This is a genomic window from Parageobacillus sp. VR-IP, assembly GCF_013357975.1.
GTDB lineage: Bacteria > Bacillota > Bacilli > Bacillales > Anoxybacillaceae > Saccharococcus > Saccharococcus caldoxylosilyticus.
The window spans coordinates 296,626-309,096 of record NZ_JABVYQ010000003.1; the positions used below are offsets into that span (position 1 = coordinate 296,626).

Annotated in this window: 9 protein-coding genes; 5 read left to right on the forward strand and 4 right to left on the reverse strand. The window is 48.1% G+C overall.

Annotation, left to right across the window (positions count from 1 at the left end):
• The first annotated feature begins 205 nt into the window (after window positions 1-205).
• The 3 genes from HT574_RS09480 (at window position 206) to HT574_RS09490 (ending at window position 4,179) form a co-directional block, all read left to right on the forward strand.
• Window positions 206-1,231: a 2-oxoacid:acceptor oxidoreductase family protein gene (locus HT574_RS09480; protein ID WP_175244401.1), complete on the forward strand. Its 1,026-nt coding sequence runs from the start codon at window positions 206-208 to the stop codon at window positions 1,229-1,231.
• A complete protein-coding gene (locus HT574_RS09485) occupies window positions 1,219-3,513 on the forward strand; it encodes a thiamine pyrophosphate-dependent enzyme (RefSeq protein ID WP_175244402.1) in 2,295 nt (764 codons plus the stop codon). The genes HT574_RS09480 and HT574_RS09485 overlap by 13 nt, the downstream gene beginning before the upstream one ends.
• A 132-nt stretch (window positions 3,514-3,645) precedes the next feature.
• A complete protein-coding gene (locus HT574_RS09490) occupies window positions 3,646-4,179 on the forward strand; it encodes a hemerythrin domain-containing protein (protein WP_175244574.1) in 534 nt (177 codons plus the stop codon).
• Between the two features lie 134 nt (window positions 4,180-4,313).
• Here the strand turns inward: HT574_RS09490 and narI are convergent, their stop codons facing one another.
• Genes narI through HT574_RS09510 form a run of 4 tightly spaced genes read right to left on the reverse strand, consistent with a single transcriptional unit; the run spans window position 4,314 to window position 10,735 of the window.
• Window positions 4,314-5,018, reverse strand: coding sequence for a respiratory nitrate reductase subunit gamma (gene narI, locus HT574_RS09495; RefSeq protein WP_175244403.1), 705 nt, complete (start codon window positions 5,016-5,018; stop codon window positions 4,314-4,316).
• Window positions 5,019-5,020: 2 nt separating this feature from the next.
• Window positions 5,021-5,569, reverse strand: a complete 549-nt coding sequence (gene narJ, locus HT574_RS09500; protein WP_175244404.1) for a nitrate reductase molybdenum cofactor assembly chaperone — start codon at window positions 5,567-5,569, stop codon at window positions 5,021-5,023.
• Window positions 5,570-5,589: 20 nt separating this feature from the next.
• Complete coding sequence (gene narH, locus HT574_RS09505) at window positions 5,590-7,062, reverse strand: nitrate reductase subunit beta (protein WP_175244405.1); 1,473 nt, start codon at window positions 7,060-7,062, stop codon at window positions 5,590-5,592.
• Window positions 7,052-10,735: a nitrate reductase subunit alpha gene (locus tag HT574_RS09510; RefSeq protein WP_175244406.1), complete on the reverse strand. Its 3,684-nt coding sequence runs from the start codon at window positions 10,733-10,735 to the stop codon at window positions 7,052-7,054. Before HT574_RS09510 ends, narH begins: the two co-directional genes overlap by 11 nt.
• Window positions 10,736-10,915: 180 nt before the next feature.
• Here HT574_RS09510 and HT574_RS09515 point away from each other — a divergent pair, with 180 nt between their 5' ends.
• The gene (locus tag HT574_RS09515; protein WP_175244407.1) at window positions 10,916-11,422 is read left to right on the forward strand and encodes a metal-dependent hydrolase; all 507 of its coding nucleotides are present in this window, start codon (window positions 10,916-10,918) and stop codon (window positions 11,420-11,422) included.
• Between the two features lie 78 nt (window positions 11,423-11,500).
• Window positions 11,501-12,256: an alpha/beta hydrolase gene (locus HT574_RS09520; RefSeq protein ID WP_175244408.1), complete on the forward strand. Its 756-nt coding sequence runs from the start codon at window positions 11,501-11,503 to the stop codon at window positions 12,254-12,256.
• Window positions 12,257-12,471: the final 215 nt, after the last annotated feature.

Below are 12,471 nucleotides of genomic sequence, written 5' to 3' on the forward strand. Positions count from 1 at the left end.
TCTGTTATATTACAAATAAATATCTGTTATATAATTGGTGTGTTTGCTTATACCATGATGAATAAAAGGTTTTTAACAGATATTTTATATGTGTATCATTAATAAAAACTGAAATATTTGATTTTTGTCACACTTTTTTATGATTTTTTAGGTAAAATGAAATTGGGGATGTAAGTTGCTTTTTATTCATATTGGGAGGGATTGTATGCCTATTTTGCCAAAAACAAATGACTTAGGTTTTTTTGAAATACGCCTCGAGTCGATTGGAGGACTCGGCGCTAATCTGGCAGGAAAAATGCTTGCCGAGGCGGGAGTGCTAGGGCTTGGTTTAAATGGTTCCAACTTTTCCACATATGGTTCCGAAAAAAAAGGAACTCCGGTAAAAAGCTTTATTCGCTTCTGTGAGCCGGATGTAGAAATTCGGGCGCATAGTCCGATTGAACAACCGCATGTTATCGGGGTATTTCATGAAGCGCTTTATAAGACGGTGGATGTTGTAAGCGGTTTAATTCCTGATGGAATCGTTGTGGTGAACTCCACAAGGGATTTTGCCGATATTCGCCGTGATTTGCGTTTGAAATACGGAACGCTTGCTGTTGTAGATGCTCTTGGGATTGCTGTAGAAGAAAAAACAAAGGTAAATACTGCAATGCTCGGAGCGTTATTCCGCGTTTGCGATTTTCTTGATCCGGAGGCGATGAAAGAGGTTATCCGAAAAACGTTTTCCAAGAAATATCCGCATTTAGTAGAATCGAATATTCGTACGTTTGAACGCGGATACCGTGAAGTCCGTTTTCAAACCTATGTGGCGCCGGGAGATGCCCGCGGAAAAACGTTCACCCGCCCTGAACCGTTTTTAGGATATGAAACGCAAGAAATAGGCGGGGTTATTGTTGCCAATGGGAATAGTGTTTTCAAAAATTTAAGCGGATCACGCCAAGGATTTTTGCCGAGATGGGAAGCAGAAAAATGCATTCATTGCGTTGCTTGTGATAATGTTTGCCCAGATTTTTGCTTTGTCTGGGAGGAAGGTGTAGATAAAAAAGGAAGAAAACAGATGTTTTTAACAGGGATCGACTATCAATATTGCAAAGGCTGTTTAAAATGTGTGGAAGCATGTCCGACAGATGCGCTCATTGCGGAGCGGGAAGTGCTCGGCTTTGCCGAGCAAAACTCGGTAAAACATAAATTCCCGTTCACGGCAGGGGGGATGAACGAATGGCAATGTTAGAAGAAAAAACGGGAATGGCATCAAAGGCAGAACAAGAGACGGCATTTGCCTCGGGAAACGAAATGGCGGCGCTGGCAGCTGCGCAAATTAACTATCATATTATGGGCTATTTTCCCATTACTCCGTCGACGGAAATTGCCCAGTTGTTAGATCAAATGAAATTGCGGGGGGAACATAGTATTCAACTCATTCCAGCCGATGGAGAGCACGGTTCCGCCGGTATTTGCTACGGCGCGTCCATTATGGGGGCACGTGTGCTAAATGCTACAAGTGCAAATGGATTGATGTATATGCTCGAACAGCTGCCGGTACAGTCCGGAACGCGTTTTCCGATGGTGCTCAATTTAGTTACCCGTTCGATCAGCGGCCCACTGGACATTCATGGTGATCATTCCGATCTTTATTTTGCTTTAAATACCGGATGGGTGATTTTGCTCGCCCGTACTCCGCAAGCGGTGTACGATATGAATATTATGGCGCTGAAAATCGCCGAACATGCGGATGTGCGTTTGCCTGTCATTGTTGCGTATGATGGCTTCTTCACATCGCATCAAAAACGCAAAGTGCGTCATTTTAAAGATCGAAGCGTTGTACAATCCTTTATTGGCGAGCGACCGACCAATTTTCCGAACGCCGCTGATCCGAAAAAGCCGATTACGATCGGCGCCCATATGAACGGAGACGATTTAATCAATAATAATTATCAGCAATCCGAAGCATTATACCGCGCCCAAGAGGTGTTTAAGCAAGTAGCTCGAGAATACGCGGCGCTATCCGGCCGCGAATATCCGGTGCTCGATTTATATAGAATGGAAGATGCGGAAGTAGCATTATTTTTACTGAACTCAGCGGCGGAAACAGCAAAAGATGTGGTCGACAAACTGCGGGCAAAAGGAATTAAAGCCGGAGTGATCAGTCCAAATATGATTCGTCCATTCCCGGCGGAGGAAATCCGCAGCGCATTAAAACAAGTGAAAGCATTACTGATTGGGGAACGTGCGGATTCATACGGAGCGCATGGGCCGAATATGACACATGAAGTGAAATCAGCGTTACAAGAGGATAAAGAGAATAAAACCATTGTATTAAGCCGCGTGTTTGGCGTCGGCGGTAAGGACTTTTATGCAGAGGACGCAGAAGCGTTTTTCCAAATGGCCATAGAGGCAATGGAAAAAGGATATGCAAAAAAACCGTTTGATTATTTTGGACATGTGCCGGGACGTCCGGAAAAGCGGCAGACTCCGGTAATGGAGCCATTGCATGGCGATGCGTTTAAAACAGGATTAATTCAAGTCACTCCAGATGTAAAGACGAAGCGGCTAAAAGTGAAAATTCCGCCGCTAAGAGCGCTCACTGCGAAGCCGAAGCGGCTAGCTCCAGGTCATGGAGCCTGCCCAGGGTGCGGAATTTTCCCGGGGCTAGAGCTGTTTTTTAAAGGAATTGAAGGCGATATTGCCGTCTTGTTCCAAACAGGATGCGCTTATGTTGTATCGGCTGCCTACCCGTATAGCTCACATAAACAGACGATGGTCCATAATTTATTCCAAAATGGAGCAGCAACGTTGTCTGGAATGGTAGAAGCATTTTTCGAAATGAAACGCCGCGGAGAACTTCATGTTTCTGACGATGTGACATTTGTGATGGTTACAGGCGACGGCGGCATGGACATCGGAATGGGTTCCGCCATCGGAACCGCCCTGCGCAACCATAAATTAATCATTATCGAGTATGACAATGAAGGATATATGAACACCGGCTCGCAAATGTCCTATTCCACTCCGATGGGGCATATGACAAGCACGACGGGAGTCGGAAAAATGCAGCGCGGAAAGGCGTTCCATCATAAAGATACGCCGCAAATTATGGCGGCAACGAACATTCCTTACGTATTTACGGGAACAGAAGCGTTTCCGCAAGATTTAGTGAAAAAAGCGGCCAAAGCGCAATGGTATGCCCGGCATGAAGGAACGGTATACGGCAAGCTGCTGATTACATGTCCGTTGAACTGGAAATCAGAAGAACGATACGGCGAACAAATTTTGAAAGCAGCGGTAGAGTCTTGTTTCTTCCCACTATATGAAGTAGAACGCGGAAAAACGACCATTACGTACGATCCGGAAGAGAAAAATCGCCGCATTCCGTTAAGCGAATGGTTGAAATACATGGGAAAAACGAAGCATTTACTAAAAGAAGAAAACCGCGATCTTTTACTAGAATTAGAGCAAGAAGTAGAGCGCAGATGGCGCATGCTGAAAGCAAAGCATGAACATCCTTATTTATAAAGATGCGGAACAAATCACGCAGGAGGTTTTTCTTGCGTGATTGTTCTTTATCTTTGGGTGTGATATCGCTCACAACGTATTGTCGCAAAACAAGGTACAATCAGGACAAAGAAACAATAGGAGGGATGGATGATGCATTCATTTTGCCATATGAACGGACAAGGAGAAGTGAAGCTATGCGCAGGTCTAGAGCGTTTAAAAAAGGAACATGGGCCGTTGCGTGAACAAAAGCAGCGCCTGTTTGAACAGGCACAAGCAATCGTCAGTGACAAAGAAGGGCAAAACTGGAAGGAACGGTTGCTTGCGCTGCGAGAAAATGTACAGGCATTTGTGAATGAACTCGATCCGCACTCCCAGCGGGAAGAAGGAGTGCTGTTTCCGATGATGGCGCAGTATATTGGAAGAACATCCGGCCCGATTGCCGTCATGGAGTATGAACATGATCAGGCGAATCAGCGGCTCGCTTCCTTTTTAACAAAAACCGCGGAGCTTCCGGAAACGGTCGATTGCGAAAGTGCGATGGCGCTTGCCAATGAGGTGATCGACGCTTATCATATTTTAGCGGAACACTTTATGAAAGAAGAAAACGTGCTGTTTCCGATGGCCGAACGCCTGCTGTCCGACGAAGAAAAAGAAGAATTGGCGGAAAAAATAAGCCAAATATAAGAAAAAAACGGGATGTCTCCTTCTCAACAGGTGCATCCCATTTTTTACATGCGCACAAAGAAATCTCCCACCCCTGAAAGAAAGGGGTGGGAGAGATTATTATATGTGAAAGGGGGGATTCGGATATGTTTCGATCAATGAATATTATATGGCTGTTCTGCCTGTTTTGGTGTGCGTTTGCGGTAAACGACATAGCTTCGGCGTAAGTAGCGAAGCGGAAAGCTAAACACATGCACGAGCCGCGTAAATGGCCAGACAGCGAAAATGCCGAGAGCAGCCAAAATATGAATTTTAAACCAAACTGGCACGGTTTCCATGTAAGATGGATCGGGATGGAACAGAAGGACGCTCCGGAACCAAGGGCCGATCGTTGTTCGATAATCGAAACCACGCGAGTCGACGTTCAGCAGCGTCGACGACAGACCCGATGCGATGACTATCGCCAGGAACAAGAGGGCGATCCAGTCGCCGCGGCTGCTTGTAACCCGCACCCGTTTGATGGTCGCGCGCCGGCGGATCAGAATGAGAAGCCCAATAAGAGCGGCCAATCCCGCTGGAATACCACCGGCAAGGGCGATGAGATGGTATGTTTCTTCTGTTATGCCGAGCGTTGTGTACACCGATTCCGGAATCAAAATGCCCATGACGTGGCCAACGAATACAAACAAAATTCCCCAATGGAACATCAAGCTGCCAAGCCGCAATTGCTTCTTTTCCAATACTTCGCTCGATTTCGATGTCCAGCCGAATTGGTCGTATTGATAACGCCAAATATGGCCGCCAATAAAAATCGTTAACACAATATAAGGGAAAATCACCCAAAGAAATTGCTCCAACACGGTTACACACTTCCTTTCGGAGTCGGCGTCACGCCGAGTTCTGCAAATGCGAGAAAAATTGCGTCAAACACAGCGGCATAAGGGCTGCCGCCCGCAGCAAGCTGTTTCCGTATTTCATCGATATTATCGGCGTATGCGGCAAAGAGCGGCACGATGTGCTCCTGTTCGGCGTAAGCGGCGAACTCAAGCATGAGCGGCAAATAATCTGGGAGTTCCTGCTCAGTCGTATCAAATCCAGCCGCTTTATAGCGCTGTTTCAACTGCAATAGCTCGAGTCCGCGTTCGCGCTGTTCGCCTGTATTCATGTAGGTCACATATAAATTTGTTTTTTTGCCGAAATCGAATGTTTCGACATATTGCTCCATCCGTTTGCGGACAGGTACGGATTGGATGTCATGAATAAAAGCGCTCATTTTTTCGACGATGGCGTCGTTTGGGACGGCGCTGATTGCCTCGAGGCAATCAGCGAGAGAGTCCGCCCATTCTTCATCAGGATAAGACAATAAATGGGACGCGCATAAAAACACCGTTTGCATTTGTTCTTTATTCATGTTTCCTTACCTCACCTCCATTAAGAAAGCGTACCGCAGGCGCCTGGACCGCCGGCAAACGCCAATCCGCAGCTTCCTTGTTCGGCGTATAGTTCCGCGACTTCTTCGCGGTGGGAGGCAGGAATGACAAAGCGGTCATTGTATTTTGCGATGGCGAGCAAACGATACATGTCTTCGATATCTTGCTCGCTTAGCCCAAGTTCTTCAATGATGCGGACATCCGGCTGTTTGTTCGTTTGTTTTGCGCGCATATAGGAACGCATCGCCGCCATTTTTTTCAACGTAATGCGGATGTGTGTTTCGTCGCCGGCTGTCAGTAAGTTCGCCAAATATTCGATCGGGATGCGCATTTCGTCAATCGCCGGGAAAATGTCTTCTGCATTCGCTTTGCTTCCTTTTCCTTCAAACATGTTCATAATCGGGCTTAATGGCGGAATGTACCATACCATTGGCAATGTCCGGTATTCCGGATGAAGCGGAAGCGCGATTTTCCAGTCGACAATCATTTTGTAAATCGGCGAACGCTGCGCCGCTTCGATCCATTCATCCGGAATGCCTTCTTCTCTTGCTTTTGCGATTACTTCCGGGTCGTGTGGGTCAAGGAAAATGCCAAGCTGGGCATGGTATAGCTCTTTTTCGTCTTCTACGCTCGCCGCTTCCTTCACTTTGTCGGCATCGTAAAGCATGACGCCAATATAACGAATGCGGCCGACACACGTTTCCGCGCAGATTGTCGGCATGCCTGCTTCAATGCGCGGGAAGCAGAGCGTGCATTTTTCCGCTTTATTTGTTTGCCAGTTGAAATATACTTTTTTATATGGACAGCTCGTTACGCAATAGCGCCAGGCGCGGCAGGCGTTTTGGTCGACGAGAACGATGCCGTCCTCGTCGCGTTTATACATCGCTCCCGACGGGCAGCTTGAGACGCACGATGGATTGATGCAATGCTCACAAATGCGCGGCAAATACATCATAAAGACGTTTTCGAACTCCGCTTGAATCGACTGCTCCATTTTGACAACGTTTGGATCCCTCAACCCGGTAATATGGGCGCCGGCAAGGTCGTCCTCCCAGTTTGGCCCCCATGACACTTCCATGAATTCGCCGGTAATGGCCGATTTCGGGCGGGCGACTGGTTGATGGCGTTTTTGCGGACTGTTGGTCAATGTTTCGTAATCGTAATTCCACGGTTCGTAATAATCGTCAATCGTTGGCTGGTACGGGTTGTAAAACAAGTTAAGCAGACGGGTTGCTTTCGAGCCGGATTTGAGCTGGAGTTCGCCGTTTTTGAGCTCCCAGCCGCCTTTATATTTGTCTTGGTCTTCCCATTGTTTCGGATAACCGATTCCCGGTTTGGTCTCGACGTTATTGAAGTACATATATTCCGCTCCAGGACGGTTTGTCCATGTGTTTTTACAAGTGACGCTGCACGTATGGCAGCCAATGCATTTATCCAAGTTCATCACCATGCCGACTTGCGCTTTAATCTTCAAGCCAATCGACCTCCTCCAATTTGCGAATAATGACGTACAAGTCGCGTTGATTTCCTGTTGGGCCGTAATAGTTAAAGCCGTAGCTTAATTGCGCATACCCACCGATCATATGCGTCGGTTTCACATGAATGCGCGTCGGGCTGTTGTGTGTGCCGCCGCGGTTGTTCGTGAGCTTCGTGCCTGGCACGTTAATGTGGCGGTCCTGTGCGTGATGCATAAACGCCATTCCGCGTGGCAGACGGTGGGAGACAACGGCACGGGCGACAACAACACCGTTGCGGTTGAAGCATTCAATCCAGTCGTTATCGCGAATGCCGGCTTCTTGGGCATCATCTTTGTTGATCCAGACGGTCGGGCCGCCGCGGAAAAGGGTGAGCATTGGCAACGAATCGAAATACATGCTGTGAATCGACCATTTGTTATGTGGTGTTAAATAGTTCAAAATGATTTCTTTTCCTTTTGCTTCCGGCCGTTTTTTCGAGAACGGGCGGTGCTGCAATATTGGCTTAAAGGTAGCCATCGTTTCGCCAAATTCGTGCATAAGTTCATGATCGAGATAGAACGACTGCCGACCTGTCAAGGTGCGCCAAGGAATGAGCCGCTCGACGTTGGTTGTAAACGGCGAGTAGCGGCGGCCGCCTTTTTCCGAGCCGCTGAATGCCGGAGAGGTAATCACTGTTTTAGGCTGCGCCGTAATTTGTTCAAACGTAAAACATTCTTCCTCGCGTTCTTTCGCTAAATCGACGAGCTGCAAATTCGTCTTTTTCTCGAGCGCTTCCCATGCTTTCACCGCCACTTTTCCGTTCGTTGTCGATGATAACGTGAGAACGGCTTCGGCCGCGTTTTTCGCACTGCTGATATCCGGACAGCCGGCGGCGATTGACGCATGTTTGATCGTTCCTAACGTCTTTTTCAATTTTTCGTATTCGTCTTTGGCTGACCAGGCGATGCCTTTTGTGCCCATTGGCTGCTTGGCCACGTTCGGTCCAAGGGAAATCATTTTGTCATAAATGAGCGTATAATCGCGCTCGACGATATGAATGTTCGGCATCGTTTTTCCTGGAATCGGTTCGCACTCGCCTTTGCTCCAGTCTTTCACTTTGCCAAACGGCTGCGCCAGTTCTTGCGCTGTATCGTGCAAGAGCGGGGTGGCGACGACTTCTTTGACCGGCTTCATGCCGATTTGCTTGGCGACATCGGAGACGGCTTTCGCTAACGATTTGAAAATATCCCAATCCGAGCGCGCTTCCCATGGCGCAGAAATCGCCGGATTGAACGGATGCACGAACGGATGCATATCCGTACTGCTCAAATCGTGTTTTTCGTACCATGTCGCCGCCGGAAGAACAACATCGGAGTAAAGCGCTGTTCCCGCCATGCGGAAATCAAGGTTCACTAACAAGTCGAGCTTGCCTTCCGGCGCCTCGTCGCGCCAAGTAATTTCTTGCGGCCGCAGGCTGTCCTCATCATCGTTTAACAAACCGTGCGTCGTACCGAGCAAGTGTTTTAAGAAATATTCATGGCCTTTACCGGAGCTTGAAATTAAGTTCGCACGCCAGACGATTAAGTTTCGTGGAAAGTTTACTTCACTGTCCGGGTCTTCGATCGCAAATTGCAATTGCTTCGTTTTGAGCTGTTCGGCAACGTAACTTCCAATTTGTTCCGGAGTTGTCGCTCCGTTCGCAACTGCTTCTTTGTAAAGGTCAATGCCGTTTTTGTTAAATGTCGGATAGGATGGAAGCCAGCCAAGCCGTGCCGCAAGAACGTTGTAATCGCCGTAGTGCGAATAGCGTGCTTTTTTAACAATCGGAGATATAAGCTCATCGACCGGCATTTCTTCATAGCGCCATTGATCGGTCGCAAAGTAGAAGAACGATGTGCCGTTTTGCAATTTCGGCGGTGCTGTCCAATCGCGTGCCATCGCGATCGTTTGCCACCCTTCCACCGGCCGCAGTTTTTCTTGCCCGACATAGTGCGCCCAGCCGCCACCGTTGACGCCTTGCGCGCCGACAAATAAGACGAGGTTTAATACGGCGCGGTAAATCGTATCAGAGTTAAACCAATGATTAATGCCAGCGCCGACAATAATCATCGAGCGTCCGTTTGTGTCGATCGCGTTTTGCGCAAACTCGCGCGCGATTTTAATGACAAGCTCCCGTTTCACACCCGTAATCGCTTCTTGCCATGCCGGCGTGAATGGAACGAGGTCGTCATATGTCCGGGCAACATTTCCGCCAATGCCACGATCAACACCGTAGTTGGCAAGAACAAGGTCATAGACGGTTGTGACATATGTTTCGCCATCTTCGGTTTGCGCTTTTTTCGCTGGGACAACGCGTTCGATCGTTTTGCCCCCTTCATCGGAGAAGTAAGGAATATGAACCGTGACAAGCTCGTCTTCAATGCCTAAAAAAGATAGACGCGGTTCAATCGGATGTTCTGTTTCCTCATCGACCATATGCAAATTCCATTTTCCTTGATCATCCCAGCGCGATCCGATCGTTCCGTGCGGAATCGCAAATGTTTTTTTGTTTTCATCGTAAACGACCGGCTTCCATTCGGCGTTGGTGACGCTGCGGCCGAGATCTTTTGCCTGCAAGAAGCGGCCGGCCACCCATTTGTCGCCATCTTTTTTCAAAGTGACAACGAACGGAAAATCGGTGTACATTTTCGCATATTGCTGAAAGTAAGGAACTTGCTGATCGACGTAATATTCTTTTAAAATGACATGTCCCATTGCCATCGCGAGTGCGCCGTCCGTTCCTGGTTTTACGCTGAGCCAGTCGTCGGCAAATTTCGTCGATTCGGCGTAATCCGGGCTGACGGAAACGACTTTTGTGCCGCGATAGCGGACTTCCGCTAAAAAGTGAGCGTCCGGCGTTCGGGTCAGCGGCACGTTCGAACCCCATGTAATGATGTAGCCGGAGTTATACCAATCGCTGGATTCGGGAACGTCGGTCTGGTCGCCCCAAATTTGCGGCGAGGCCGGCGGCAAATCAGCATACCAGTCGTAAAAGCTAAGCATCGGCCCGCCCATCAGCTGCATAAAGCGCGAACCAGCCGCAAAGCTGATCATCGACATCGCCGGAATCGGCGAAAAGCCGACATTGCGGTCCGGACCGTATTTGATGACGGTATATAATAAGGAAGCAGCGACAAGCGTTAACGCTTCATCCCAGCTAACGCGGACAAATCCGCCTTTGCCACGCGCCTGTTTGTAGCGTTTTGCCTTTTCGGGATTTTCCACGATGCTTTTCCAAGCATCAAGCGGATTTTTGTGCGTTTGCAGCGCTTCTCTCCACATGTCGATTAACACACCGCGCACATATGGGTATTTAACACGCAGCGGGCTGTAAATGTACCAAGAGAAGCTCGCGCCGCGGGGACAGCCGCGCGGTTCAAAATCCGGCATATCCGGCCCGGTCGATGGATAATTGAGCTGTTGTCCTTCCCAGGTAACGATGCCGTCTTTGACGTAGATGTTCCAGCTGCATGAACCTGTGCAGTTGACACCGTGGGTCGAACGAACGACTTTATCGTGCTGCCAGCGACGGCGGTACGCGTTTTCCCAAGCGCGGTCGCCGTAGGTTGCTTCACTATGCTCATTTGCATATCGCTCGATCGGTTTCATATATTTGAAACGGTTCCATAACGGTGATCGTTTTTGTTTCATTTTTTTCACTCCTTATCAATGTGTGTAATTTTACTATAATCATAATGGAAATAAAGGGATGTTAACTTCGTCACAGTTGCCGCGATTGTCACAAATTTGTCAAACGGTGGCGAAAAACGAACAAACATTCCTTTCTTGTGCTATAATAGAGAAAAAAGTTTTACATAATGAGGAGGTTACATGCGATACCATAGCCATATTGTTACGTCATTATGCCTGGGGGCGGCGGCCGCCGCGCATACATCGCTTTCGTTTACAGCAAGCTATACGGCGGGAGTCGTCATCGGCAGCTTGCTTCCCGACATTGATGAACCAAAGTCATACGTCGGGCGCCGCTCAATGGGGATATCCAATAAAGTAAAAGAAGCGTTTGGCCATCGCGGCATGACCCATTCGCTTGTTGTATGGGGGGTTATTGCCCTCGTTATTTCTTGGGAGTCGTCTTCGTTATTTGCGTCAGGCTTTGTGCTCGGCTATTTGTTTCATATTCTCGAAGACTTTTTCTCTATTCAAGGTGTGCCTCTCTTTTGGCCGTTCACCGCAAAGCGGTTTAAAATCCCCATCTATCGCACTGGCAATCTCGTCGAAAAATCGCTTTTTTACGCGGCGTTTGCCTTGCTTGTCTATATCGGCGCAAAAGAACAGCTTTTTTTTGAATGGTGGCGTTCGCTTGCTTTATTTCGATGAGAAAAAAGGAAAAAGTCTGCCCTGCAGCGAATTATAAATGATAAAAGAAAGTGCATTTTCTAAAGCGGGGGAGAGGCGATGAAAGAGAAATATCCTGTACTGCCAGAGGCGGAGCCGTTTTATTTTGAAGGAAGCCGAGCAGGCATTTTGGTTTCTCACGGTTTCACTGGAACGACGCAAAGCATGCGTCCGCTAGGCGAAGCGTACGCCAAGGCGGGCTATACCGTCTGCGGCCCGCGCCTGAAAGGACATGGAACGCATTATGAAGATATGGAACAGACGACATACGAAGATTGGATTGATTCCGTTGAAGAGGGGTACCAATGGCTGAAAGAGCGGTGTGACATTATTTTTGTGACGGGATTATCGATGGGTGGGACGCTCACCTTGTATATGGCCGAGACCTATCCTGACATTCAAGGCATCGTTCCGATTAATGCCGCCATCGACATACCGGTTATGGCCGACGGCGCCGCTCGTCGTGCTGAGCTGCCGCGCTACTTGGACGCGATCGGCTCGGATATCAAAAACCCGGAAGTGAAAGAACTGGCGTATGAAAAAACGCCAGCCGCTTCACTGCAACAAATTGTCAAACTGATGGAGAAAGTAAGAAACAACCTTCATCGCATTACGTGTCCGGCGCTCATTTTTGTGTCGGAAGAAGACCATGTCGTCCCGCCGGATAACTCACAGTTTATTTTCGAAAAAATCAGCTCGGCGGAAAAAGAGCTTGTATCTTTGAAAAACAGCTATCATGTCGCGACGCTGGACTATGACCAGCCAACGATTATCGATTTATCGCTGCGCTTTTTTGCCGTGCATGCGAACAAATAGTTTTTTCGCAAAAAAGATTTGCCGCAGATGATGGCGGGCAAATCTTTTTTGTTAGAAAGAAAAGATAGGATTTATTTCCCATCCGTTTTTTCTAAAAACTTATAGCACTTCTTTGCGATTCATTTTACACTAGGAATAAAAAGTTGGCATCATCTGTTGGGGCGGCTTGTACAGTTATAGTATAGGAAATGGAAGAAAGAAAAGGAGTTTCGTAC